This window comes from Hydrogenophaga sp. SL48 (genome assembly GCF_021729865.1).
Classification (GTDB): Bacteria; Pseudomonadota; Gammaproteobacteria; order Burkholderiales; family Burkholderiaceae_C; genus Hydrogenophaga.
This window is the reverse complement of sequence record NZ_CP063400.1, coordinates 1,699,867-1,725,440: the sequence shown is the minus strand read 5'-3', so window position 1 is coordinate 1,725,440 and position 25,574 is coordinate 1,699,867. Positions and strand designations below refer to the sequence as shown.

23 protein-coding genes are annotated in these 25,574 nt (G+C 64.5%); 7 read left to right on the top strand and 16 right to left on the bottom strand.

Annotated elements, in window-relative coordinates:
- Nucleotides 1-14: 14 nt before the first annotated feature.
- The 3 genes from IM738_RS08315 to IM738_RS08305 all read left to right on the top strand — a co-directional run bounded on the left by IM738_RS08315 (nt 15) and on the right by IM738_RS08305 (nt 2,823).
- On the top strand, nt 15-1,136 hold the full coding sequence (locus IM738_RS08315; RefSeq protein ID WP_236965401.1) for a succinylglutamate desuccinylase/aspartoacylase family protein: 1,122 nt from the start codon (nt 15-17) through the stop codon (nt 1,134-1,136).
- Between the two features lie 16 nt (nt 1,137-1,152).
- Nucleotides 1,153-1,920, top strand: a complete 768-nt coding sequence (locus tag IM738_RS08310; protein ID WP_236965400.1) for an ABC transporter ATP-binding protein — start codon at nt 1,153-1,155, stop codon at nt 1,918-1,920.
- Nucleotides 1,921-2,049: 129 nt separating this feature from the next.
- Nucleotides 2,050-2,823 carry an EF-hand domain-containing protein gene (locus IM738_RS08305; protein WP_236965399.1) on the top strand — a complete coding sequence of 258 codons (774 nt, stop codon included), beginning with the start codon at nt 2,050-2,052 and terminating at the stop codon, nt 2,821-2,823.
- Between the two features lie 6 nt (nt 2,824-2,829).
- On the opposite strand, the gene IM738_RS08300 is transcribed toward IM738_RS08305, so the two are convergent.
- Together IM738_RS08300 and IM738_RS08295 are read right to left on the bottom strand one after the other, a co-directional pair.
- Nucleotides 2,830-5,352: a penicillin acylase family protein gene (locus tag IM738_RS08300; RefSeq protein WP_442908496.1), complete on the bottom strand. Its 2,523-nt coding sequence runs from the start codon at nt 5,350-5,352 to the stop codon at nt 2,830-2,832.
- Between the two features lie 38 nt (nt 5,353-5,390).
- The gene (locus tag IM738_RS08295; protein ID WP_236965398.1) at nt 5,391-6,335 is read right to left on the bottom strand and encodes an adenylate/guanylate cyclase domain-containing protein; all 945 of its coding nucleotides are present in this window, start codon (nt 6,333-6,335) and stop codon (nt 5,391-5,393) included.
- Nucleotides 6,336-6,723: 388 nt separating this feature from the next.
- On the opposite strand from IM738_RS08295, the gene IM738_RS08290 reads away from it, so the two are divergent.
- Nucleotides 6,724-7,056, top strand: a complete 333-nt coding sequence (locus tag IM738_RS08290) for a hypothetical protein (RefSeq protein WP_236965397.1) — start codon at nt 6,724-6,726, stop codon at nt 7,054-7,056.
- Nucleotides 7,057-7,060: 4 nt separating this feature from the next.
- On the opposite strand, the gene IM738_RS08285 is transcribed toward IM738_RS08290, so the two are convergent.
- The 4 genes from IM738_RS08285 to IM738_RS08270 form a co-directional block, all read right to left on the bottom strand.
- Nucleotides 7,061-8,002, bottom strand: coding sequence for an LD-carboxypeptidase (locus IM738_RS08285; RefSeq protein ID WP_236965396.1), 942 nt, complete (start codon nt 8,000-8,002; stop codon nt 7,061-7,063).
- A gap of 28 nt (nt 8,003-8,030) precedes the next feature.
- On the bottom strand, nt 8,031-9,404 hold the full coding sequence (gene tadA, locus IM738_RS08280) for a tRNA adenosine(34) deaminase TadA (protein WP_236965395.1): 1,374 nt from the start codon (nt 9,402-9,404) through the stop codon (nt 8,031-8,033).
- 34 nt (nt 9,405-9,438) lie between these two features.
- On the bottom strand, nt 9,439-10,014 hold the full coding sequence (locus IM738_RS08275) for a 2'-5' RNA ligase family protein (RefSeq protein ID WP_236965394.1): 576 nt from the start codon (nt 10,012-10,014) through the stop codon (nt 9,439-9,441).
- Nucleotides 10,015-10,140: 126 nt separating this feature from the next.
- Complete coding sequence (locus IM738_RS08270; protein ID WP_236965393.1) at nt 10,141-10,746, bottom strand: TetR/AcrR family transcriptional regulator; 606 nt, start codon at nt 10,744-10,746, stop codon at nt 10,141-10,143.
- 171 nt (nt 10,747-10,917) lie between these two features.
- Here IM738_RS08270 and IM738_RS08265 point away from each other — a divergent pair, with 171 nt between their 5' ends.
- Nucleotides 10,918-11,940: a saccharopine dehydrogenase NADP-binding domain-containing protein gene (locus IM738_RS08265; RefSeq protein ID WP_236965392.1), complete on the top strand. Its 1,023-nt coding sequence runs from the start codon at nt 10,918-10,920 to the stop codon at nt 11,938-11,940.
- A 103-nt stretch (nt 11,941-12,043) separates the two neighbouring features.
- Here IM738_RS08265 and guaA read toward each other — a convergent pair whose 3' ends face one another.
- Both guaA and guaB read right to left on the bottom strand, forming a co-directional pair.
- The gene (guaA, locus tag IM738_RS08260) at nt 12,044-13,660 is read right to left on the bottom strand and encodes a glutamine-hydrolyzing GMP synthase (RefSeq protein WP_236965391.1); all 1,617 of its coding nucleotides are present in this window, start codon (nt 13,658-13,660) and stop codon (nt 12,044-12,046) included.
- A 71-nt stretch (nt 13,661-13,731) separates the two neighbouring features.
- Complete coding sequence (guaB, locus tag IM738_RS08255) at nt 13,732-15,201, bottom strand: IMP dehydrogenase (RefSeq protein WP_236965390.1); 1,470 nt, start codon at nt 15,199-15,201, stop codon at nt 13,732-13,734.
- Nucleotides 15,202-15,354: 153 nt separating this feature from the next.
- On the opposite strand from guaB, the gene IM738_RS08250 reads away from it, so the two are divergent.
- Nucleotides 15,355-15,930 carry a DUF4124 domain-containing protein gene (locus IM738_RS08250; RefSeq protein ID WP_236965389.1) on the top strand — a complete coding sequence of 192 codons (576 nt, stop codon included), beginning with the start codon at nt 15,355-15,357 and terminating at the stop codon, nt 15,928-15,930.
- On the opposite strand, the gene IM738_RS08245 is transcribed toward IM738_RS08250, so the two are convergent.
- Complete coding sequence (locus tag IM738_RS08245; RefSeq protein WP_336886558.1) at nt 15,924-16,256, bottom strand: RnfH family protein; 333 nt, start codon at nt 16,254-16,256, stop codon at nt 15,924-15,926. The two genes, IM738_RS08250 and IM738_RS08245, sit on opposite strands and share 7 nt — an antisense overlap.
- The gene (locus tag IM738_RS08240; RefSeq protein ID WP_236965388.1) at nt 16,253-16,696 is read right to left on the bottom strand and encodes a type II toxin-antitoxin system RatA family toxin; all 444 of its coding nucleotides are present in this window, start codon (nt 16,694-16,696) and stop codon (nt 16,253-16,255) included. The genes IM738_RS08245 and IM738_RS08240 overlap by 4 nt, the downstream gene beginning before the upstream one ends.
- Before the next feature lie 103 nt (nt 16,697-16,799).
- Between IM738_RS08240 and smpB the strand changes: the two genes are divergently transcribed.
- Nucleotides 16,800-17,294, top strand: coding sequence for an SsrA-binding protein SmpB (gene smpB / locus IM738_RS08235; RefSeq protein ID WP_236965387.1), 495 nt, complete (start codon nt 16,800-16,802; stop codon nt 17,292-17,294).
- A gap of 45 nt (nt 17,295-17,339) precedes the next feature.
- On the opposite strand, the gene IM738_RS08230 is transcribed toward smpB, so the two are convergent.
- The 6 genes from IM738_RS08230 to infB are packed head-to-tail and all read right to left on the bottom strand — an operon-like array spanning nt 17,340 to nt 25,569.
- Nucleotides 17,340-18,440 (bottom strand): enoyl-CoA hydratase/isomerase family protein, encoded by a 1,101-nt coding sequence (locus IM738_RS08230; RefSeq protein WP_236965386.1) that lies wholly within the window; start codon nt 18,438-18,440, stop codon nt 17,340-17,342.
- Between the two features lie 20 nt (nt 18,441-18,460).
- Nucleotides 18,461-19,477, bottom strand: a complete 1,017-nt coding sequence (locus tag IM738_RS08225; RefSeq protein ID WP_236965385.1) for a DMT family transporter — start codon at nt 19,475-19,477, stop codon at nt 18,461-18,463.
- A 43-nt stretch (nt 19,478-19,520) separates the two neighbouring features.
- Nucleotides 19,521-21,341: a translational GTPase TypA gene (gene typA / locus IM738_RS08220; protein ID WP_236965384.1), complete on the bottom strand. Its 1,821-nt coding sequence runs from the start codon at nt 21,339-21,341 to the stop codon at nt 19,521-19,523.
- Nucleotides 21,338-22,327 carry a tRNA pseudouridine(55) synthase TruB gene (truB, locus tag IM738_RS08215; RefSeq protein ID WP_236965383.1) on the bottom strand — a complete coding sequence of 330 codons (990 nt, stop codon included), beginning with the start codon at nt 22,325-22,327 and terminating at the stop codon, nt 21,338-21,340. The genes typA and truB overlap by 4 nt, the downstream gene beginning before the upstream one ends.
- Nucleotides 22,328-22,329: 2 nt before the next feature.
- Nucleotides 22,330-22,704, bottom strand: a complete 375-nt coding sequence (rbfA, locus tag IM738_RS08210) for a 30S ribosome-binding factor RbfA (RefSeq protein WP_236965382.1) — start codon at nt 22,702-22,704, stop codon at nt 22,330-22,332.
- A gap of 3 nt (nt 22,705-22,707) precedes the next feature.
- The gene (infB, locus tag IM738_RS08205; protein ID WP_236965381.1) at nt 22,708-25,569 is read right to left on the bottom strand and encodes a translation initiation factor IF-2; all 2,862 of its coding nucleotides are present in this window, start codon (nt 25,567-25,569) and stop codon (nt 22,708-22,710) included.
- Nucleotides 25,570-25,574 lie beyond the last annotated feature (5 nt).

Sequence of the window (25,574 nt, the reverse complement as noted above, 5' to 3'; positions counted from 1 at the left end):
CTTCCATTCGCCTGATGCAACAGGTTCACCACCCTCTTCTCTCCCCCTCGATCGGTACCCAGCGACAGGTCACCAGCCTGCACTTCGGCGCCCCGGGCACCGGCCCCAAGGCCTATGTGCAGGCCAGTCTGCATGCCGACGAACTGCCAGGCATGCTGACCGCCCACCACCTGCGCGCGCTGCTGGAAACAGCGGAGCAACGCGGTGAAGTGGTGGGCGAAGTGGTGCTGGTGCCGTTGAGCAACCCCATCGGCCTCAGCCAGAGCCTGATGCACCACCAGATGGGGCGCTTCGAACTGGGCAGCATGGAGAACTTCAACCGGAACTACCCGGATTTTTTCGCGCTGGTGAAAGACGAGGTCGCCACCGAGCTGGGGCCTGATGCCGACGCGAACAAGCGGGTGATCCGCGCCGCGATGCACCGCGCGCTGAAAGCGCAGACGCCGACCACCGAACTGCAGAGCCTGCGCCACGTCCTGATGACGCTGGCCTGCGACGCCGACGTGGTGTTGGACCTGCACTGCGATTTCGAAGCGGTGATGCACCTGTATGTGGAGCAGCCCATGGTGGACCAGATGACGCCTCTCGCGCGCCTGCTCGGGGCCCGCGCCCTGCTCTGGGCCCGGGGCTCCGGGCCATTGATCTCGTTTGATGAAGCGCTCTCGGGCCCCTGGTGGCGGCTGCGCGAACATTTCGCCGACAAAGCGCCGGTGCCGCTGGCCTGTGCCAGCACCACCGTCGAACTGCGCGGGCAGACCGACGTGTCCGATGCGCTCGCAGCGCAAGACAGCCAGGCCATCGTGGGCTACCTGCGCCACATCGGCGTGCTGGCCGGGCCCGCCCCTGCCCTGCCCGAACCCCTGTGCGAAGCCACGCCGCTGGCCGGCACCGAGTCCCTGCATGCCCCGCACGCGGGTGTGATCGTGTTCGCCGCTGACGTGGGCGACGTGGTGCAGGCGGGCCAGTTGCTCGCACGCGTCGTCGACCCCCTGTCCGGACAGGCTACACCGATCCACTCGGCGATCGCCGGCGTCGTGTATGCGCGCCACAACCTGCGCTGGGCCACCACCGGCCTGGAACTCTGCCGCGTTGCCGGCCGCACGCCCATCCGCTCTGGCAACCTGCTGAGCCCCTGATTTTCAGAGCACCGCCATGACCACCAAACTCGAAGCCATCGACATCCGCAAGAGCTACGGCTCGCACGAGGTGCTCAAGGGCATGTCGCTCACGGCCCAGGCCGGGGATGTGATCAGCATCATCGGCTCCTCGGGTTCCGGCAAATCCACCTTCCTGCGCTGCATGAACCTGCTGGAGCGCCCGCAGCAAGGCCGCATCATCGTGGCTGGCGAAGAACTCCGGCTCGTGACCGCGAAAGACGGCATGCTCAAGGCCGCCGACGACAAGCAACTGCAGCGCGCCCGCGCCAAGCTGGCCATGGTGTTCCAGCACTTCAACCTCTGGTCGCACCTGACCGTGCTGGAGAACGTCATCGAGGCGCCCATGCACGTGTTGGGCAAAGGCAAGGAAGAGGCTGTGGTCACGGCCCGCAAGTACCTGGAGAAGGTCGGGCTGCGAGACGTCGAAGGCAAGTACCCGGCCCACATGTCCGGCGGCCAGCAGCAGCGCGTGGCGATCGCGCGCGCGCTGGCCATGGAGCCCGAGGTGATGCTGTTTGACGAGCCCACCAGCGCGCTCGACCCGGAGCTGGTGACCGAGGTGCTGCGCGTGATGCGCACCCTGGCCGAAGAGGGCCGCACCATGGTGGTGGTGACCCACGAAATGGGCTTTGCCCGCGAGGTCAGCAACCACCTGCTGTTCCTGCACCAGGGCCGCATCGAGGAACAGGGCAATCCGCGCGAGGTGCTGGTGAACCCGAAGTCCGAGCGGCTGGCGCAGTTCCTCTCGGGCAAGCTCAAGTAGCCGGGGGGCCGCACCGGCAATCGCCGGAACAGCGGGGTTCCAACCCCGTTGTTGCCCCGCTTGGGGGGGCTCTTTTTATCGGACCATTGTGTCGTCACCTGTACGGCAAGTCCCCAGAAAGGAACCCCCATGAGCACCGTCGAATCCACCAGCGCCTGGGCCAAGACCCTGTCGTCCATCAGCTCGGCCTTGTCCACGCACTTGCAGGACAAGATGCTGAAGAAGATGGACACCGACAGCAGCGGCGGCGTTGACCAGCCCGAATTCAAAGCCGCCCTGGAAAAGCTCGCAGGCAAACTGGGCGTCGAGGCGGGTGAAGGCGCGGAAGAGCTGTACACCTCCCTCGACGCGGACAGCAGCGGCTCGCTCGATGGCAGCGAGGTGGGCCAGCTGCTGCAGCAGCTGTTCACCCCACCGGCGGACACCCAGGCCTTCGTCCATTCCCGTGGCGATGAAGCGCGTTTTGCCGAGCTGGACGTCGACGCCGATGGCAGCATCTCGATGGCGGAGTTTGGCATCACCCCCGAGGTCGCGCTCTCCCAGGGCAGCATGGTGAGCACGACCACCACCACGACCACCACGGTGGTCAGCACCATCCACGAACCGATCGCAGGGACCGCGGGTGCCACTGCGGTGGCCGCCGCAACACCCGCCGTTGCCAGCGCAGCCCCCCCCGATGCCGAGCACACCGCCGTCGCGCAGACAGCAGTGAGCGACGATCAGCTGCAGGCCATGATGAGCTCGGTGGACGCCAATGGTGACGGAGAAATCACCGGCGCCGAATTGAGCGCTTTCGTGGCCCAGATCAGCGCCCAGGCAGAGGCCGCGACCCGCCGCTACAACGAGACGGCGTTGGCCGGCTTGGGCGGTAGCAGCGCCAGCACCCTCAACGCCACGGCCTGAGCACGCTCAGGGCAGCAGGCTCAGGCTGCTGGCCCAGCGTTGGGGTTGCATCTGCAAAGGCCGGTACCTGACCGCGACCCAGTCCTCGCTCATGTCGCGGTAGCGGCTCGAAAAGACGTTGCCGCTCTGGCCGGTCTGGTAGATGAACCGTGAATTCTCCAGATCGCTGAGGTCGTAAATGGTTCGCAGGCTGGCCGCGTGACGGTTGGCCAGCGGCGCGTCCGCCTTGTCCAGGTGGTACTGACCCACGTTGACAGTGAACGGGTCGCCACCCGTGGCGCGCCGCACCTCAAACAAGGGTGCCAGCACGGCCACGTTGCTGAACGGGCGGTGGATCGAAATGGCGGGATGCGCCTCGCCCCAACGCCAGCGCTTCACGTCGCTGCCTTGCTGCGCTTGAAGGCGGTCCAACGCCCTGTCCAGTGCCGCACCACTGGCCGCCATGCACCCCTGGACGCCGCACCAGTCCTTGTCGTCGCGCAGCAGCAGGTCTTCCACCGCGTTGCGAAACAGCCTTTTGCCGTAGAGGCCCTCGAACTTGTCCTTGCCCAAGCGACCACCGATCACCGCCCGGGCGAACTCATCCACCCACACGCTGTAGATCAGCGGCGCGGCTCGCTCGGCGAGCATCTCGCCTTTGAAAGCCTCCAGTTCCGCCCTGGCTGCGACGGCCAGGGCATGGGACGACGGCGCATTCATCAGGAACGGCAGCAGCTTCACCGTGGCCGCCGACAACTGATCGCCGTGCAGGGTCTGGAAACTCTCGATGCTGTGTTTCGGCGTCTGATTCAACAGCGACTCAATGCGCTCCTGCCGGTAGGGTGCTGCCCAGTCCTGGGTCAGGAAGTGGGGGTAGTCGGGTGCGTGGATGCGCTGGTTGGCGGTGGCGATCCAGCCCTTGCTGCCGTCGTCTTGCGGCGTGCTCTCGTATGGCAGCCAGCCCGTCCAGTCGTAACGCGGGTCCCAGCCGGGCGCGGGTGCGACACCCCGGATGTCGTTGTCTGCCGCGCGCAGGGGCACGCGGCCCACCGCCTTGTAGGCGATGCGGCCGCTGCGGTCGGCCATCACGGCGTTTTGCATCGGAGAATGGAAGTCGCGGTACGCCGTGATGAGCTCGTCGACCGAACGCACCCGGTTCGATGCCAGCGTCGCCATCACATTGCGGTTGTCCGGCTCCAGCGCCGTCCAGCGCAGCGCCACCGCGTAGCGATCGGTGTCGATGAGGTTGCGCGTGCGCCCGGGAATGTCGCTGAGCACCGGACCGTGGCGGCTGCGGCGCACGACGTGGGTCACGTCGGCCTGACCCTTGACCTTGAAGATCTCGGTGCGCTGGGTGAAATCGGCCCAGGCGTCCTGGCCTTGAGGCGCGGGCGTGCGGTAGCGCTGGGGATCGGTGGGGTTCAGTTGTTCCAGGTACAGGTCCTGCACATCCGGCCCGGTGTTGGTGAACCCCCAGGCAACTTCGCTGGTGCGGCCGAGCACCACGAAAGGCGTGCCGGGCAAGGTCGCGCCCATGACGTCCATGCCTTTGATGCCGTCCACATCGGGTGCCTGGAGCCGGGCGAAGTACCAGATCGCGGGAGCGCTCAGGCCCAGATGGGGGTCGTTGGCAAGCAAGGGTTTGCCGCTGGCGCTGCGTGCCCCGGAAACGACCCAGTTGTTCGAGCCCTTGCCTTCGATGTCGCCCAGCGATCGGGTCCACTCCTGGATACCCGAGGCGAGCTGGGTGTGCCAGCCCGACGCACTGGCATCGCTGGCCGCCGAGGTCTTGAGCGGTGCCGCGCGAAACACCCCCAGCTCCCGGTACAAGCGGCTCAGATCGGCCGTGGCCGCTGGTGTCTCGCCCGGATAGGCGGGAAAGAGTTGCCAGAGGGCCTGCGTGTCCAGCACCTGCAGTGCCGACAGGCGGGCCAGCTCGTTGCCCCAGTTGCCGCCCAAGTCCAGTGCCATCATGAGCGCCCAGCCAGCACTGTCTTCGGCATCCCAATAGCGTCCCTCGGCAGCCTCCTTGCGTGGGTCGATGCGCAGGATCTGGAACTCGGGCGACAACGCCTGTTTCCGGTGCGCAAAAAACGCGTTCACGCCATCGCTGTAGGACTGCAGCGCCTGCCTGGCTTCGTCGCTGGCCCCGGCCACCTGCGCCTTGGCCGCTTCGCGGATGCCCAGCGTGCGCATCAGCATGTCGGTGTCGAGCGTTGAGGGGCCAAACACCTCAGACAGCGTGCCGCGCATGACGCGGCGGTTGAACTCCAGTTGCCAGCCGCGTTCCTGCGCATGCACATAGCCCATCCCCATCCAGGCGTCGCGAGGATCGCTGGCGAGAATGTGGGTGACGTCGCTGGCGTCACGCTGCACCTTCACCGCCGCCCGCAGGCCCGTCAGCTTCAATTCACCGTCGACCTGGGGCAGGCTGCGCCACACATACAGCGCAAATGCCACCAGGGCGAGCATCAGCAAGCCAGCGAACCACCGTGCAGAACGTTTCAACCAGCGCACATCGGACTCCTTGTCGTGCCCGCATGGTGCCATGCCACAGCGCCGCTGCGGTGTCCGCCGAACGACATCCCTCAGGAGCGCGGCAGGCCGTGGCCCAGCACCATCTGGCCGTCAACCAGCCGGAAGCTGACGGTGGGGGCGCTGATGTCGGTGAAAGGGGCGCCCATGGCGAACTCGCCGTCGCTGTGCAGCAGGCATTCCTGCCGGCGAAGAGCGATCGTGTTCTCGCCGCCAGCGAAGCGCACCCAGGTGCCGTAGCTGCTGGTGTCTTCCAGCAGGTAGTTGCCAGACCGGATGTCAATGCTCGCGTGCAGGCGGGACACGCGGGGGTCGTTGACCACGAAACTCGCTTCGGGCACGCGGCCGATTTTCAACGGGAGGTCGGTGAGATTGAACGACTGGCTGGCGTCCAGCCAGCCCAGTTCAATGCCACCGAACACCGACTCGGCGGTCTTGCGCAAGGCGTGCAGGTCGGCTGGGAGCGTCAGAAACTCCGACAGCATTTCGGTCTGCCACTCGATGCGGAACACCTCCGCCGGTTCGACCCGCCCCTTGATACGGATGGGCCCCAGGCTGCGGCTGCGAACGTTCGGGCCTTTGCCGAGCTTGCGGATCACGGTTTCGTTGACCAGTATCTGCTCCGGACCCGCCAGGTCGCTGAGACGTGAGGCCACGTTCACCGCATCGCCGAAACAGTCGCCGTCCACCTGCACGACTTGCCCGCGGGCCATGCCGATCTGCATCATGAGCTTGAGCCGGTTCGGCCACTGCGCCACCCGCTGCGCATGCTCTTGCTGGATCAGGCTCATGCACTCCACCGCGAGCCGGTTGTTGGTGAACGACAGCAAGACACCGTCGCCCAGCATCTTGACCACCTTGCCGTTGTGCTCAAGACCCACGGCACCGATCCACTGGGTGAGTTTGGTGACGGCCTTGGCGGCACGGTCGTTGCCCAGTGTTTCAAATACAGACACGCTCCCGGTCAGGTCCACAAAGGCAATCGTCAGTTCGGCCATGGGGGTCAGTCAGGTCTTCCGTGTTGGGAACATGCGGTGAAACAGGCTCATTCGATACAAAAATGGCTGCCGTTCGCGACACACGATTGTGTGGTTTATCACACACTTTCGAGCAGCAAAGCGTGAAATTTCCCGTGGTTTCACAGTCAATTCAGCCACGTCGAAACATTACGTTCAAAGGACTTACCGCCACCACCCGGTGCACGTCATGCGTGTCGGAATGTATCTCCAAGGTACTCAATCACTGCAGGCACTATCTTAAACACTCTTGTTAAACGCTTGATTTGCCTGTTGTTTTCTTGACTTTACCCAGGTTCAGCGCCTTGCGTGCAGCCCGCGTCAGGGCGTATTCTGCGTGCATAGACAAAACGTCGTTGAGGGTTTCAAAATGCGCTGGATCAAGCCCGCTTTACGCCACAGCATCTCCGCTCTGCTGGGCACGGAGGTGCGCAAGCACTCACCAGAATCGCTGGAACCGGTTCGGCAGGCCATGTTGGCCACGCTGGGAACCGAGGGGGCTGAAATGAACCCGCGCCTCAAGCACCGGTTGCTGTACGTTCACGACGCACACGCGCTGTGGTTCGCCCGTTCCGAGATGATGGCCGTGCTCAGCAGCTTGCACGGCGAAGCCAAAGCGGGGGACGCTTTGAGGGGACTGACGCCTGTGTTTGAAGGGCTGATTCCCAAAAGCCTGATGGAATCACACCGCATGGGGCGCTGAAGCCTCAACCCCAATACAAGAGGGCATCCCTGCCCTGCACCATCAGCTCAACTTTCTGCCCCACGGGCAACACCACCTTGGTGGCGACGTGGCCAAATGGGAGACCCGTGAGCACCGGGGTTCGGGTCTGCGTTCGCAGCCAGTCCACCACCGTTTGCAACTTGAAGCCCTTGTCGTGAGGCACCAGCTTGAAGCGGTTGAAAGCGCCCAGCACCACGGCCTTCTGCTGATCAAGCACCCCGGCCAGCAGCAACTGGGTCAGTTGCCGCTCGATGCGATACGGGTGTTCGTTGACGTCCTCCAGAAACAGCACGCCGCCCTTGACCTGGGGCAACCAGGGAGTGCCCACCAATGCACAGAGCACCGTGAGGTTCCCGCCCCAGAGCGTGGCGTTGCGCACCCTCAGTTCAGGCCCCTCCGCGGATGGATTCTTCTGCCGGGCTGACAGCGCCGGAAGATCGGATCTCGGCAGTTGCCAGCCACTGCCCTCTCCTTGCCCGCAAACCAGGTCGTCGAAACAGGCTTCCATGATGTCGTCCGGCGTCTCTTCAGTGCCGAAGTCTTCGCCCAGCGCCGGCCCTGCCCAGGTGACCGCACCGGTCTTGGCCAGCAACGCGCACTGCAAGGCGGTGAAGTCGCTCAGACCGACAAACCGGGTACCGCGCTCGATGGCTTGTGCGATTTTCTTGTAGGGCAGTCCGGGGAGGATGCGTGTCAGGCCGTAACCGCCACGCGAGATCAGCGCCACGTCTGCCCCGCTGGCGGCTGCTCGGGTAATGGCAGCCAGGCGGGTGGCGTCGTCGCCAGCAAAACGCATGTGGCTGCTCAGCGCGGCCTCGTCGATCTCCACCTCATGGCCCAGGGTCTTGAGCCGGGCCACGCCACGGCGGAAGGCCGCTTTGTCGCGCACGGCGCTGGAGGGGGAGTAAATGTAGATGTGGCTCATGGAGTGACTTGAAAAGCGATGGGCTGGATCATCGCGCAAAAAACGTACAGGCTTCGCGTGCAATGCGTTCGCCGTGTTCCTGCACAAAATGTCCCGCTTCAGGCAGGAGCAAAGGTTCGCCGCACCCGCGAATGTCGCGCTGCAGTGCACGCATCACCGTTTCACCCAGCACCGGGTCCCGCTGGCCAATCGCCATCAGGGTCTGACCCATCCATTGGTCGCGCCAGAAATGCCGCGCCTCTCGCGACACCGCCGCCCCCTCGTCGGCGGGCTGTTCGGGCACCATGGCCGGGAAGGCACGCAAGGCGGCGCGATGACCGCGGTCCGGGAACGGCGCGCTGTAGGCGGCACATTCGGCAGCGCTCATGTGCCCGTTGCCGCGCGCGAACAGGCGGGCCACATCGAACTCGGGTTGTTTGGCACACATCTCGCGCCACGCCAGAAAACCGGGCGACAACGGCGTGTCCCCGGTGGCCAGGGTGGTGTTCATCACCAACAGGCCGTCGTAGCGATCGGGTGCGGCCATGGGCAGGGTCAGACCGAGCAAGCCCCCCCAATCCTGAACCACGAGCACCACATTCTTCAGGTCCAGGCGTTCGACGAACTCCAGCAGCACCCGCCGATGCCAGTCAAAGCCATGGAAACCATCTTTCTTGGGTTTGTCGCTTTTGCCGAAACCGATCAGGTCCGGCGCGACCACCCGGTCACCGGCGGCCGTGAACAACGGAATCATCTTGCGATAGAGGTAGCTCCAGGCCGGGTTGCCGTGCAGGCAAAGCCAGGTGCGGGGCGCATCGGCGGGCCCCTCATCGATGTGGTGCAAACGCAGCCCGGCGAGCGACGGCAGGTCGCTGAGGTAGTGGGGGGCCCAGGGGTAGCCCGGCAGACCGCTGAAGCGTTCCTCGGGCGTGCGCAAGGCATCGTCGCGCAGCGGGTGGCTCTCGCGCCTCTGCGCCTCGCGCCGGTCCCGGAAGAAGCCACTGAGCAGCGCCCCGCACTCCTCGGCCCGCACACCACCTTGCACGGTGGTCTGGTGATTCAGCCGTGCTTCGTCAAACAGGTGGAGCACCGAGCCAGCGGCGCCGGTCTTGGGATCGGGTGCGCCGAACACGACCCGCCGCAACCGCGAATGCAACATGGCACCGCTGCACATGACGCAAGGCTCCAGCGTCACGAACAGCTCGCAGTCGTCCAGGCGGTAGTTGCCCAGGGCCTGGGCCGCCGCGCGCAAGGCGACGATCTCCGCGTGGGCGGTGGGATCGAGCGCGCTGATCGGCGCATTGCGGCCGACACCGACCACCCGGCCGTGATGAACGACCACGGCCCCGACCGGCACTTCGCCGGCCATGGCGGCGGCACGCGCTTCCTGGAGTGCAAGGCCCATGTAGTCGGCGTCGTTCATGGCGCCATTGTCCCGCACTCGCCTGCGGCATCGCTCAGTCGAACAGCGACGGCTGCCGATTCTGCAGCGGCCAGCGCGCCAGCACCTCATGGCGACCTTCGCCGTAGTGGCTGTCGATCAGTTGGACCTCGGTCACTGCCCAAGTCAAGGGCTGGATGCGACGCACGCCAACCGGCTCATGGCGGTAATCCACGGTGATGTGTGGGTAATAGTTGTGCCGGATCCACGCTGGAGGCCAGCCAGCTTGTTGCAGAGCACCCACCACTTGCCGGCGCAGACGGCGCAGGGGCTGTACCCCGCTGTCATGCCCCGCCAGCTCCACCGTTCCGAACTCGCGCTGCGGACCACGGGACTGCAACGTGTCAAAACTGACCCTGAACGGCATCTCATCGAGCAAGGCGCCGGTCTTTCGGGCCACCTGCAAGACCTCAAGCGGAATGCGCTGCTCGTAGGACCCCAGCGGAATCAGCGTTGAGTGCAGGCGGTCCGGGTCCATGGGTTTGGACAGGCCTGGGTGCGAGGCTTTCAGCTGCCGTTGAAGGCACCCGATCTGTTGGGCGACGTCATGCGGCACAAGCACCATGACATAGAGATCGTGGCGGATACCCATGCAGCACCTCCTTGGGTTGCGTTTACATGGCGGCATTCTGCATCAATGCTGTTGTTATGTACAGTATTGCCATCAGTCTGCACAACGCCCTTCGTTAGACAGCCGGGCTTTGCCAGCCCACCCCACTCATGGCGGCAGCGGCCCTTGGCCGGTCCGCGCAGCGGCGAGCAAAGCCTTCACCGCCGCTCTCAGCACACCGGTGGCTTCGTCGGGGCCGAGCAGACCCGAGCTGACAAAGGCGCCGTTCACGAGCACCGCGAGTTGTGCGGCAAGTTGGTCTGGCTGGGCGACGTCCATCCGCTGGGCGATCCTCAGCAGGCGCCCCCGAAGTGCATGCATGTGTCGCAACGACACCCGGCGAGCGGGGTGGTCCTGCTCGGCGAACTCGGCGGCAACGTTGATCTGGGGACAGCCGCGGTAGTTCGAGCGGGCCAGGCGTTCACCGATCCAGCGCATGTGGGCGTCCAACTCGCCGGCGGGATCGTTGGGAAACTGCTCGGCCACGCTGTCCCAGTGCCCCCAGAACTCAAGGTCCTCCCGCTCAAGGAACGCGACGATGAGGTCATCTTTGGTGGGGAAATGGCGGTAAAGACTGGTTTTGGCCACCGCGGCCTCCAGCACCACCAGATCGACGCCGACCGCGCGCACGCCTCGCTCATAAAACAGCCGGGAAGCGGTGTCAAGGATGCGCGCCCGGACGTCGGGCGCTGGCTCGGCCTGCTCAGCGCCCAAGGGGTGGAGCAGCGGCTTGGCCCGGGGTTTCGATGTCTTGCCCGAATGGGCCGAAGGCGATGTGTCTTGCGATGGGGAGGGAACAACTGGTGTGCGCATTCTTGACATGCTACAGACCTGTCTGTTATCTTAAAAGAACAGACAGGTCTGTATCTATTCCAAGGAGCATCCATGATTTCCAGCCATACTGTCATCGCGGTGATGGGCGCCACAGGGCACACCGGTCAATTTGTCGTCAACGAAGTGCTGCGCCGCGGGCTCTCGGTGGTGGCCGTCGGGCGAAGCGCCGCCCGGCTCGGGCAAACCATGCCGGCAGCCGTTCTCCGGCGCGTTGCCGTGCTCGACGATCTGGCCAGCCTTGAACGGGCCTTTGCGGGCTGCGCGGTGGTCATCAACTGCGCGGGCCCTTTTCTGGACACAGCGCTTCCGGTGGCGCGCGCGGCGCTGCGTGCCGGCTGTCACTACATCGACGTGACAGCGGAGCAGCCCAGCGCGCAGGCGAGCTTTGCCGAACTCGATGCGCCGGCGCGCGAAGCCGGCCGGGTGGTGATACCGGCAGCGGCCTTCTACGGCGGTCTTGCCGATCTTCTTGCCAGCGCACTGGCCACCAAGGGTGAGATTGACGAGATCACGGTCGCGATCGCGCTAGACCGTTGGTGGCCCACCGAAGGGACACGCAAGACTGGCGAGCGCAACAAGGCGCCGCGGCTGGTCGTGAAGGATGGGCACCTGGTGCCGTTGCAGCCCTCGGCCGAGCTACCGGACTGGGTCTTCTCCAAGCCACTGGGCCAGCAGGCCATGATCGACATGCCTTTCAGCGAAGTCATCACACTGGCCCATCACCTCAAGGTCCGAGAGGTCCGCTCATTGCTGAACCGCTCGGCCCTGGCCGACATCCGTGATGTCTCTACGCCCCCGCCGACGGCAACGGACGACCTCGGGCGTTCGGCGCAGCGATTCGAGCTGGTGGTCCGCCTTGTGCAGAACGGCCGGACCAAGACGGTGGGCGTGCGAGGGCAGGACATCTACGCCGTCACAGCACCCATCGTGACCGAGGTCGCTCTGCGCCTGCTGGCGCCCTCGTACCGGCGCAGTGGCGCGCTCGCGGTGGCTGAAGCTGTCGACCCACTGGACTTGATCAGATCACTGCACGGCTCGGCGCTGCAGCTGTTCGGGGTGCCCTTGGCTGGATAAGGCGCTGGCATCGCCAAAGTGGGCCAGCCCCAGGCGAAGCCGAGCACGAACTCGAGGCCATGAGGCGGCTACGACCGCCATATGGTCCTTCGCGCAGGCGCTCTCATTCCCACTCGATGGTCGCTGGCGGCTTGCTGCTCACGTCGTAGGTCACGCGATTGATGCCTCGCACCTCGTTGATGATGCGGCTGCTGACCTTCTTGAGCAGCGCGTACGGCAGCTCGGCCCAGTCGGCGGTCATGAAGTCGCTGGTCTGCACCGCGCGCAGCGCCACCACGTAGTCGTAGGTGCGGCCGTCGCCCATCACGCCCACGCTCTTCACCGGCAGGAACACGGTAAATGCCTGGCTGGTCAGGTCGTACCAGCTCTTGCCGCTGGGGTGGTCGATGGTGGAGCGCAGCTCTTCGATGAAGATCGCATCGGCCCGGCGCAGCAGGTCGGCGTATTCCTTCTTGACCTCACCCAGGATGCGCACACCCAGGCCCGGGCCCGGGAACGGATGGCGGTACACCATGTCGTGCGGCAGGCCGAGCGCCACGCCGAGTTCGCGAACCTCGTCTTTGAACAGATCGCGCAGCGGCTCCAGCAGTTTCAGGCCCAGTTGCTCCGGCAGGCCGCCCACGTTGTGGTGGCTCTTGATGGTCACGGCCTTCTTGCTCTTGGCGCCACCGGACTCAATCACGTCCGGATAAATAGTCCCTTGTGCCAACCACTTGGCACCTTTTGTTGATGCACCACTTGAAATGAGTTTGGCGGCTTCGGCCTTGAAGACCTCGACGAATTCACGCCCGATGATCTTGCGTTTGGCTTCCGGGTCGCTCACACCGGCGAGGTGGCCGAGGAACTGGTCGGCCGCATCGACACGGATCACCTTGGCGTGCAGCTTGCCGACAAACATGTCCATCACCATGTCGCCCTCGTTCAGGCGCAGCAGGCCGTGGTCCACGAAGACACAGGTGAGCTGATCGCCGATGGCGCGGTGGATCAGGGCCGCGGCCACCGACGAATCGACGCCGCCCGACAGGCCGAGGATGACCTCTTCATCGCCCACTTGGTCGCGGATCTTCTGCACCGCCTCTTCGATGTGGTCGCGCATCACCCAGTCGGCCCGCGTGCCGCAGATCTCCAGCACGAAGCGCTCCAGCAGCGCCCTGCCCTGCACTGTGTGTGTCACCTCAGGGTGGAACTGCACCGCGTAGTAGCCACGCGCCTCGTCGGCCATGCCGGCGATGGGGCAGCTGTCAGTGCTGGCCATGAGCTTGAAGCCGGGCGGCATTTCGGTGACCTTGTCGCCGTGGCTCATCCAGACCTTGAGCATGCCGTGGCCTTCTGGCGTGTGGAAGTCGGCGATGTCCTTGAGCAAGGGCGTATGGCCACGGGCGCGCACTTCGGCGTAACCAAATTCGCGCGTCTTGCCGGCCTCGACCTTGCCGCCCAGCTGCTGCGCCATGGTCTGCATGCCGTAGCAGATGCCCAGCACGGGCACGCCCAGCTCGAACACGGCGTCGGGTGCCTTGTCGTCCACCTCGTAGACGCTGGCGTGGCTGCCTGAAAGGATCACACCCTTGAGCTGGCCGTCGGCAGCGAACTCGCGCACCCAGTCACTGCTCACGTCGCAGGGATGGACTTCGCAGTACACATGGGCCTCGCGCACGCGGCGGGCGATGAGCTGGGTGACCTGGGAACCGAAATCGAGAATGAGGATTTTCTGGTGTTGCATGGCGTGGTGTGGCTGGGCTGTTCAGAAAGCAAAAAGGCCGTCCATCTGGACGGCCACTGGCGCATGGGCGCTTATTCCGCCCGGTAGTTGGGCGCCTCTTTGGTGATCTGCACGTCGTGCACATGGCTTTCGCGGATGCCCGCCGAGGTGATCTCGACAAACTCCGCCTTGGCACGCATGTGCTCGATGGTCGGGCAACCGCAGTAGCCCATGGAGGCACGGATGCCGCCGGCCATCTGGAAGATGATCGACACGACCGAACCCTTGTAAGGCACACGGCCTTCGATGCCTTCGGGCACCAGCTTGTCGGCGTTGGGGTTGCCGGTGCTGCTTTCCTGGAAGTAGCGGTCGGCACTGCCCTGCTGCATGGCACCGATGGAGCCCATACCGCGATAGCTCTTGTAGCTGCGGCCCTGGTACAGCACGATCTCGCCCGGCGCCTCTTCGGTGCCTGCGAACATGCCGCCCATCATCACGGTGTTGGCGCCAGCGGCAATCGCCTTGGCGATGTCGCCGCTGTAGCGGATGCCGCCGTCGGCGATCATGGGCACGCCGGTGGTCTGCAGCGCGGTGGCCACGTTGTCGATGGCCATGATCTGCGGCACGCCCACACCGGCGACGATGCGCGTGGTGCAGATCGAGCCCGGGCCAATGCCAACCTTCACGCCGTCCGCACCCGCCTCGACCAGCGCCAAGGCGGCGCTGCCGGTGGCGATGTTGCCGCCGATCACGTCCACCTGAGGGTAGTTCTGCTTGACCCAGCGCACGCGATCGATCACGCCCTTGCTGTGGCCGTGGGCCGTGTCCACCACGATGGCATCCACCCCGGCCTTCACCAGCGCTTCCACTCGCTCTTCGGTACCCTCACCCACCCCCACCGCAGCGCCCACGCGCAAGCGGCCGGCGGCATCGCGCGCAGCATTGGGGAAATTGAGCTGTTTGGTGATGTCCTTCACCGTGATCAGGCCCTTGAGTTCAAAGGCGTCGTTCACGAGCAGCAGACGTTCGAGCTTGTGCTTGTTGAGCAGGGTCTTGGCCTCGGCCGGCGTGGTGCCGTCGGGCATGGTGATCAGGCGCTCGCGCGGCGTCATGATTTCGCTGACCGGCAGGTCGTAGCGGGTTTCGAAGCGCAGGTCGCGGCCGGTGACGATACCGACCACCCGGCCCGCCTCGACCACCGGGAAGCCGGAGATACCGAGGTCATCGGACAGCTTCATCACCTGACGGATGGTGGTCTGGGGTGTGATCACCACGGGGTCGCGCAACACCCCCGATTCGTAGCGTTTGACCTTGGCCACGTGGGCGGCCTGCTCCTGCGCCGTGAGGTTCTTGTGGATGATGCCGATGCCGCCTTCCTGGGCAATGGCGATCGCCAGCCGTGCTTCGGTCACGGTGTCCATCGCGGCCGAAACCAGGGGCAGGTTCAGCTTGATGTTGCGGGAGAACTGGGTGGCGAGGGAGGTGTCCTTGGGAAGGACCTGGGAGTACGCTGGCACCAACAAAACATCGTCGAAGGTGAGCGCTTTGCCGAGTAGGCGCATGGGGTAAAGCTCCAAAAATCCGATTGTACCCGGGGCCAACCAGCCTCATGGGCCCGTCGGGGTGAGGCTTTCATTTGCACAAAACACAACTTGTTCACCGCCAGGGAGCACGACATGGATGCGCTGGAGGTGGTCAACGGGTAAACTGACCCGATGTCTCATCGTCATACACCTCTCTCACTCTGGCGCCCGGCCGCATTTGCCCTGCTGACCTTCCTGTCCAGCGGTGGGGCGCATGCTCAATGGCAATGGATTGACGGCTCTGGTGCCAAAGTGTTCAGTGACACGGCGCCTCCTCCCAGCATCCCCGACAAGAACATCCTCAAGAGGCCGGGCGCACGAACCGAGGTCAAGACGTCGGAACCCGCCTCAGACGCGGCAGCCGGTGCGCCCGCTGCTGCACCTGCGCCCAAGGTGACGGGCCGGGACGAACAGCTCGAAGCCAAGAAAAAGCAAGCCGAGAAGCAGGCAGAAGAAGCCGCTCAAGCCAAGAAAAAAGCCGAGACCGAAAAGTTGGCCAAGGCACGTGCAGAGAACTGTGAGCGCGCCAAACGTGCCAAGACCACGTTCGACTCCGGGGTCCGCATCGCGACCACCAACGCCAAGGGCGAGCGCGAAATCATGGACGACAAGACCCGAGGTGCTGAAGCCAAGCGGCTGGAAGAGATCATCCGCTCCGACTGCGGCCCGATGCCCCAGGCAGCGGGCCAGCAACCGACCGTTCAATAGCCGGCTTTGGACCCTGGGCGGCGCTGGGCAAACAAGCCCGCTCCCCGGGAGCCTTGGCCCACAAAGCGTTCACGGCGAGCCACTTTCGGGTCCACACGCAGTTCCCGGTAGATCTCGACCCGGTCACCCTGTCTCAACAGGGTACTTCTGGAGGCTTTCCGGCCCCAGATGCCGACCGTCAACGGCGTTTGCTCGATGGCGGGAAAGCGCTCCAGCCACCCCGCCAGATGTAGGGCGTCCTTGAGCGTCGTGCCCTCTGGCACCGCCAGATGCGTTTCGTGCACCTCGCGCACTGCGGAAGCGAACACCAGCACGACGTCCATCATGCGCCGTACACCTGGTCGGCCCGCTTGACGAAAGCGTCCACCAGGCTACCCGCGATGCGATCGAAAACAGGGCCGACCAGCGTCGCGAGTGCTTGACTGGAAAAGCCGTAGGTCAGGCGAAACTCCACCTTGCAGGCCCGTTGCGTGCCATCCCCCAGCGGGGTGAAGTCCCAAACCCCTTCGAGGTGGGAAAAGGGCCCATCCACCAGTTCCATCTGCACCTGGCGGTCGTCGACATGGGTGTTGCGCGTGGTGAAGCTCTGACGAAGGCCGCTGATGGACATGCCCACTTTGGCCACCATGCCGGCAGCGTCGCTTTCGACCACCTCGCTGTGATCGCACCACGGCAAAAACTGCGGGTAGTGATGTACATCGGTCACCAGCGCGAACATTTCGTGCGCGCTGTGCCAGAGCAAAACAGACTTTTGAATCGTTTTCATACAATCGGGCGAGCTCTCAAGGCAACACGCCACATTCGGCACGCCGCCCGGCAGCTACTTCGCTGCCATTGTATTGGCCTGAAACGGCCGCAACTGACACCTCATGGCCACCAAACCCAGCAAAACCGCGCCCATCAAGGGCGTTGACAGCCGCATCGCCGACAACAAGAAAGCGCTCTTCAACTACGCGATTGAAGAACGCTTCGAGGCCGGCATGGTGCTCGAGGGCTGGGAGGTGAAAGCCCTCCGAGAAGGCAAGGTGCAACTCACCGACGGCTATGTGGTCATCCGAGAAGGTGAGCTGTTTCTGATCGGCTGCCAGATCAACCCGCTCAACACCGCATCCACCCATGTCAGCCCCGATTCGGTGCGGACCAAGAAGCTGCTGCTCCACAGTGAGCAGATTCGCCGCCTCATTGGCAAGATCGAACAAAAGGGCTACACGCTGGTGCCGTTGAACCTGCACTGGAAAAACGGCAAGGTGAAGTGCGAAATGGCGCTGGCCAAAGGCAAGGCCGAACACGACAAGCGCGACACCATCAAGGAGCGTGAGGGCAAGCGCGAAGTCGAGCGGGTGATGAAAAGCCGCACCCGCTGACACGACCCCTGCACTGCCGGCCGACAGCCGGAGGTGCCTCGTCGGTCAGCCCAGTGCCCGGAGCGGATGGGCGTGGGCCGGCCAGGGGCTGTCGAAGAACGGAGCGACCATGGCGGGCGTCACATCTTCTGACCTCACAGGATTCCATTTCGGTGCGTGGTCCTTGTCGATGGCCAGCGCCCGAATGCCTTCCACGGTTTCGCTGGCGGTACCGGGCCGCAGGTGAAAGCAGCGACGCACCATGTCGCGCTCCATGCGCAGGCTGTCGGTCAGCCCCATGTGCCGTGCGCGACGGATCTGTTCCAGCACCACGTGCAACATCAACGGCGAACGCTTGCGCAGCACCGCGGCGGTCTGTTGTGACCAGTCGCTGTCGCCCAGTTCCAGAGCACTCAGTATGGCGCCCACACTGTCCAGTGCGAACACCCGGTCGATCTCAGCCAGAGGCAAGCCACTGGGCTCCACGTGTTTCTGCACATGGTTCTGGCACCAGCGTTGCACAGCCTCACCGGTCTCGTAGGGGGTCTGCCCCAGACTGTCCCACAGGCTCTGCAAACGGCCACTGTCCACCTGGGCGTCGGCCAGCCCCACACCGATGGCCTGCGTGCCCTTGAGCACCAGCCCCGTGAGTGCCAGGTATTCACCGACCCGACCCGGGCACCGGCTCAGAAAGTAGCCCCCACCGACGTCGGGGAACAGCCCGATGCCGGTTTCGGGCATGGCCAGCTGACTGCGTTCGGTGACGATGCGCAGACTAGCGCCCTGGCTGATTCCCATGCCACCGCCCATGCAGATGCCATCCATCAAGGCGATGTAGGGCTTGGCATAGGTGTGCACCAGGTGGTTGAGCGCGTACTCTTCGGTGAAAAAATCGTCCAGTTCGGGGTTGCCCGCCAGCGCCGCCTGATGGAAAAAGCGGATGTCACCGCCGGCACAAAAGGCACCGAACGGGCCTTCCCGGCCCATGCCGCGAACCACCACCGCCAGCACCTGGGGGTCGTCGCGCCAGGCGATCAGTGCTGCGGCGATGTCACGGATCATGCCCAGCGAGAGCGCGTTGAGCGCCTTGGGCCGGTTCAGGGTGATGCAGCCGACACGGCCACGGACTTCGGTGATGACGTGCTGTTCAACGGGCGTCGGGCTCATGGCGGTGTTTCCTGGAGAGATCAATGCGGCGTGGCGCCGCTTTCGTCGGGTTGGGTCGGCATCGGGTTGGCGTTGCGATCGCGCCAGGCCAGCAACTCGTTGAGCAGCAGCGCCATGATCACCACACTACCACCGAGCAGCACTTCGCGCCCGGGTGTTTCATGGGCCCAGAGCCAGGCCCAGACGATGCCGAAGATCACCTCCAGCAAGGCCAGCAGCGAGACCTCGGGGGCCTTGAGCGAACGCGCGCAGACGACCGCGAGCGCGCAGGGAATGGCGAGTTGCACCAGACCCAGCATGGCCAGCCAGGCCACGTCGTTGGCCGTGGCGGCAAAGGGCGCAGCCAGCGGCAAGGTCACCAGGGAAGAAATGAGTGCGCCGAGCAAGACCGAAGGCACAAGGTCGATCTGCTGCCCGTGCGACTGGCTGCGTTGCACGACGGTCCAATTGATCGCGCCCGCGACGGGCACACACAGCGAAGCGACGGAGCCGATCAACAGACCCGACGAATTGGCGCTGGGTTCTGCGAAGGCCTCAAGCATCTGGCTGCCGTACATGTAAGCAATGCCTGCACCGGCCGCCACGATGGCCGTCCAGGTTCTCAGCGGCAGTTGCTGACCGATGGCGAAGCGCGCCAACAAGGCGGTGAACAGGGGGCCGACCGACATGATGATCAACACGTTGGCCACGCTGGTGAAGGTCAGCGCCAGCATGAAAGCGGTGAACATCACGCTCCAGCAGACGCCAGAGACCCAGAACGCGCGCGAGGCGGCCAACACCCCCCAGTGGCGTTGCAGGCGGCTCTGCTCTGCGCGCGCGTCGAGCACGCCAGAGGCCCGGTCGGCCGCACGCCAGACCGGCAGGATGATCAGCAGCGACAGCGCGGTGAACGCGCTGCGCCAGAAGGTCACCTCAAAACGCGCGGCCGATTCGAGTTGGCGCGACACCACGCCGGCGATCGACCACATGAGGGTCACCGCGATCATCATGAACACCGCCTGGGTGTGACTCAGGCGGCTCAGGGTGCGAAATGGCATGGCTGACACAACAACACGGCGCGAGGCCGTGTTGAAGGAGTCATCAGTCGCGGTTGCGCTTGCGGTCGCTTTCCTTCAGGAAGCGCTTGCGCAGACGGACCGACTTGGGTGTGATTTCGACCAGCTCATCGTCCTCGATGAATTCGACGCCGTATTCCAGGTTGAGGTCGATCGGCGGCGTGATCTTGATCGCGTCTTCCTTGCCCGACACACGGAAGTTGGTCAGCTGCTTGGTGCGCGTGGCGTTGACCACCAGGTCGTTGTCGCGGCTGTGGATGCCGACGATCATGCCTTCGTACACCGGGTCACCGGCCTTCACGAACATGCGGCCGCGATCGTCCAGCTTGCCCAGGGCGTAGGTGAAGATTTCACCGTCGTCCATGGAGATCAACACGCCGTTCTTGCGGCTGGCGATGTCGCCCTTGTGCGGCTCGTAGCTGTCGAAGATGTTGGAGATCAGGCCCGAGCCACGGGTCAGGTTCAGGAATTCGTTGGTGAAACCGATCAGGCCACGGGCCGGGATGCGGTACTCCAGGCGCACACGGCCACGGCCGTCCGGTTCCATGTTGGCCAGTTCGCCCTTGCGCTCGCCCAGGGCCTGCATCACGCCGCCTTGGTGCTGCTCTTCGATGTCGGCCGTCACCAGCTCGATGGGCTCGTGGCGCACGCCGTCGACGTCACGGAACACCACGCGCGGCTTGGACACCGCCAGCTCGTAGCCTTCGCGGCGCATGTTTTCCAGCAGGATGGTCAGGTGCAGTTCACCACGGCCCATCACTTCAAAAATGCCGTCTTCGTCGGTTTCCCGCACGCGCAGCGCCACGTTGGATTGCAGCTCTTTCTGCAGGCGGTCCCAGATCTGACGGCTGGTCACGAACTTGCCTTCGCGGCCGGCCAGCGGGCTGGTGTTCACGCAGAAGTTCATGGTCAGGGTCGGCTCATCGACCTTCAGCATGGGCAGCGGTGCGGGGGTGGTCACGTCGGTCACGGTCACACCGATGCCGATCTCGGGAATGCCGTTGATCAGCACGATGTCACCCGGGCCGGCTTCGGAGGCCTGCACGCGGTCCAGACCCTGGAAGGTCAGCACCTGGTTGACGCGGCCCTTGATGGACTTGCCATCGGGACCTTCCATCACCAGCACGTCCATCTGTGGCTTGATCGTGCCCTGGCTGATGCGGCCGACGCCAATGCGGCCCACGAAGGTGGAGAAGTCCAGCGCGGAGATCTGCAGCTGCAGCGGTGCGTCAGGGTCACCCTTCTGGGCCGGCACGTGTTGCAGCACGGTGTTGAACAGGGCCGACATGTCGGGGCCCCACTGTTCGCCTGGAGCGCCCTCTTCCAGCGAGGTCCAGCCGTTGATGCCCGAGGCATAAACCACGGGAAAGTCGAGCTGTTCGTCGGTCGCACCCAGCTTGTCGAACAGGTCGAAAGCGGCGTTCACCACGTGTTGCGGACGGGCACCCGGCTTGTCCACTTTGTTGACCACCAGAATGGGCTTGAGACCCAAGGCCAAGGCCTTCTTGGTCACGAAACGGGTCTGCGGCATCGGGCCTTCCTGCGCGTCGATCAGCAGCACCACGCCGTCGACCATGGACAGCGCGCGCTCCACCTCACCACCGAAGTCCGCGTGGCCGGGGGTGTCGACGATGTTGATGTGCGTGCCTTCCCAGCTCACAGCGCAGTTCTTGGCCAGGATGGTGATGCCGCGCTCGCGTTCGATCGCGTTGTTGTCCATCACCGTGTCGACCACTTTTTCGTGCTCGGCGAAGGTGCCCGATTGGCGCAGCAGCTGGTCCACCATGGTGGTTTTGCCATGGTCAACGTGGGCGATGATGGCGATGTTGCGGATTTGTTTGCTCATGATGTGAGTTCCGGTGAGGTTTCCAGGATGTGCTGTATTTCGATGGGGCTCAGCAGCCGCCCCGGGATCAGTTCGCCGCCTTCGGTGCGGGCGCTGCCCAGCAAGACGGAAGAGATGGGTTCGTGTGGCGAGACGGCGTCGGACGGCCCGTACACTGCCACCTGCGGTTGATCGGTCCAGTCCCCGCGACGGCGAAGACCGTTGAGGAAACGCTTTGCATCTTCCGTGCCCAGCGTGAGTCGTGTGTGACGGTCGAGCAGGCACTCCAGCGGCAGCAGATGCGTTTGCCGCTCGGCCTCGCTGGCGGCCTCCAGTGCGTTGATCGTGATGCACTGCGCCTCGCTGAAAGGACCGGTGGCCACACGGCGCAGCGCCACCAGGTGCCCACCGCATCCCAGCGCCCCGGCAATGTCCTCGCCCAGGGTTCGGATGTAGGTGCCTTTGCTGCAGGTCACACGCAAGCGCAACTCAGGTTCGTCGCCCTGAAGACGCATGTCCAACAGCTCCAGATCGTGGATGACCACGTGCCGAGCTTCGCGCTCCACCGTCTCTCCGTCACGCGCGTATTCATAAAGCGGCTTGCCGTCTTTCTTCAACGCACTGTGCATCGGCGGGATCTGGGTGATCGGCCCCATGAACCGGTCCAGCACCTCGACCACCTGCCCGGGGGTGCAGGTGACAGGGCGGGTTTCGATCACATCGCCTTCGGCGTCGCCGGTCGAGGTCTTCACACCCAGGCGCACCGTGGTCTCGTACGTCTTGTCGGCGTCCAGGTGCAACTGGCTGAACTTGGTCGCTGCGCCAAAACACAGTGGCAGCACGCCGGTGGCCAGCGGATCGAGCGTGCCTGTGTGGCCCGCTTTCTCCGCGCGCAACAACCACTTGGCCTTTTGCAAAGCCTGGTTGCTGGAGAATCCCAGCGGTTTGTCCAGCAGCAGCACCCCGTGCAAAGGGCGCCGCGGCACCCTTGTGCGTTGGCCCTGCATGGTCAGTTTTCGTCCTTTGACCGAGAGGCCACTGCCTTAGAGATCAGCGCATTCATGTCGGCCGCCCGCTCGGTGGTGCGGTCAAACACGAAGTGCAACGTGGGCACGGTGTGGATGTGCAGGCGCTTGAACAAGCCGCTGCGCAGGAATCCGGCGGCCGTGTTCAGACCCTGCAGGGTTTCCTCGGGATCACCCGTCAACAGACTGAAGAACACCTTGGCGTGCGCATAGTCGGGTGTGACCTCGACCGCATTGATCGTGACCATGCCCACGCGCGGGTCTTTCAACTCGCGCGCGATCAACTCGGCCAGATCCCGTTGGATCTGGTCGGCCACGCGGAAGCCGCGGTTGGGAACGGAGGACGCTTTGCGGGCCATGGTTTACAGCGTGCGAGCCACTTCCTTGATCTCGAAGAACTCCAGCTGATCACCTTCTTTGATGTCGTTGTAGTTCTTGAGCTTGATACCGCACTCGAAGCCTTCCTTGACTTCGCGCACGTCGTCCTTCAGGCGCTTGAGCGTGTCGATCTCGCCGGTGTAGACCACGACGTTCTCGCGCAGCAGGCGGAAGTGCGCGTTTCGGGTGACCATGCCCGAGGTGACCATACAACCGGCGATGGTGCCGATCTTGGTCGCCACGAACACCGTGCGGATCTCGGCCGAGCCGATGACTTCTTCGCGCTTTTCGGGCGCCAGCATGCCAGACATGGCGGCCTTCAACTCATCGACGGCGTCGTAAATGATGTTGTAGTAGCGCAGATCGACATCGTTGCCTTCGGCCAGCTTGCGCGCGCCCACATCGGCCCGCACGTTGAAGCCGATGATGACCGCCTTGGAGGCGATGGCCAGGTTGACGTCGCTTTCGCTGACACCACCGACGCCAGAGAACACCAGCTGCACCTTGACCTCGTCGGTCGACAGCTTGAGCAGCGATGCGCCCAGCGCTTCCTGCGAGCCTTGCACGTCGGCCTTGACGATGATCGGCAACACCTTGACCTCGCCAGCCGAGATGTCGGTGAACATGTTCTCCAGCTTGGCGGCTTGTTGCTTGGCCAGCTTGGTGTTGCGGAACTTGCCGGCGCGGTAGGTGGCGATCTCGCGCGCGCGGCGCTCGTCGGTCATCACCATGAAGTCGTCGCCAGCCTGCGGGACCTCGGCCAGACCCTGGATTTCCACCGGGATCGACGGGCCGGCCGACTTGATCGGCTTGCCGTTCTCGTCCAGCATGGCGCGCACGCGGCCCGAGGTCTGGCCCACCAGCACCACGTCGCCGGTTTTCAGCGTGCCGCTCTGCACCAGCACCGTGGCCACAGAACCGCGGCCCTTGTCGAGGCGGGCTTCGATCACCAGACCCTTGGCCATGGCGTCGACCGGCGCCTTGAGCTCCAGCACTTCGGCCTGCAGCAGCACCTGCTCCAGCAAAGCGTCCACGCCCTCACCGGTCTTGGCAGACACGCCCACGAACGGCACATCGCCACCAAACTCTTCGGGAACGACCTCTTCGGCGACCAGCTCGGAGCGCACGCGCTCCAGGTTGATGCCGGGCTTGTCGATCTTGGTCAGGGCCACAACCAGAGGCACACCGGCCGCTTTCGCGTGCTTGATGGCTTCCTTGGTCTGGGGCATCACGCCGTCGTCGGCCGCGCACACCAGAATCACGATGTCGGTGGCCTGTGCACCGCGGGCACGCATGGCGGTGAACGCCTCGTGACCCGGGGTGTCGAGGAAGGACACCATGCCGCGCGGGGTCTCCACGTGGTAGGCACCAATGTGCTGCGTGATGCCACCGGCTTCTCCGGCGGCCACCTTGGCGCGGCGGATGTAGTCCAGCAGCGAGGTCTTGCCGTGGTCCACGTGACCCATGACGGTCACCACAGGCGCACGAGGCAACGATTCGGCCGTTTGCTGAGTGCCTTCCTCTTCGGTGAAGGCTTCCGGATCGTCCAGCGCGGCAATCACGGCCGTGTGGCCAAGTTCTTCCACCACGATCATGGCGGTGTCCTGGTCCAGCGGCTGGTTGATGGTGACCATCTGCCCCAGCTTCATCAACTGCTTGATGACCTCGGACGATTTCAGGCTCATCTTGTGTGCCAGTTCGGCCACCGTGATGGTTTCCGGCACGTGCACTTCGATGACCTTGTTCTCGGTCGGCGCCACGAATGTGCTGGCCGAGTTGTCACGGCTGTCGCGATCGTTGCGACGGCCACCACCCCTCGGGCCTCCGCGCCAGTTGGAACGGCCTGCACTCGTGTCGCCACGGGTCTTGATTTCTTTTTTCTTGGCCGCGTCGTCCTTCCAGGTCGACGACAGGTTTTCGGACTTGACTTCCTTCTTGCCACCGGCACCCGCCGCAGCAGCGGTCGTGCCGGCGGGTTTGGCGCCCGGCGTACCCGCTGGCTTGTGCAGCGTTCCTTTGATGGCCTTCGGATCGGGCACCGGCTCAGGCTTCTTGGCCACCATCGTCTTCGCGGGTGCCGCCATCATCGCGCGGATGTTGGCTGCTTCGGCTTCGGCCTTGCGGCGACGGTCCAGCAGGTCTTGCGCGCGCAGGTCATCGGCTTTCTTGACCTCGGCCTTCTTGTCCGCCAGCACACGGGCAGCCGACTCTCGCTCAAGGGCAGCGTGATGGGCTTCGGCCTGTTCGGCGATGCGTGCGACGGCGGAGCCCGGTGCGTCCAGCGCAGGTGCGGCGGCCGCCGCTTCCTTCTGAGCACGTGCAGCAGCTTCCGCAGCCTCAGCGGCTTTGCGAGCCTGCTCGGCGGCCTGGCGAGCCTCTTCAGCCTCGCGCTCCTGGCGCTTCTGGGCCAGATCTTCTTCCTGGCGGCGCAGCAATTCGGCCTGATGGCGCGCTTCTTCTTCGCGACGAGCGAGCTCGGCAGCGTCGATCACCGGCACGGCCGGCTCAGCTGGCTCTGCCGGTGCCTCGGGCGTGGCCACTTCGTCGTCCCGCTTGACGAAAGTCCGCTTCTTGCGAACCTCGACCTGGATCGTGCGGGCACGTCCGGTGGCGTCAGCTTGCTTGATCTCGGTGGTGGATTTCTTCACCAGCGTGATTTTCTTGCGCTCGGCACTGGCCGTGCCGTGACTGGCCTTGAGGTGGCCCAGCAGCATTTGCTTGTCGGACTCGGTGACCCGATCGGTCCCCTCGGTTTTGGGCACCCCTGCGGCGGAGAGTTGCTCCAGCAGGGTATGGGTGGGCTTGTTCAGCTCGGCAGCCAATTCGGCGACAGTGGTACTGGTCATAGGTG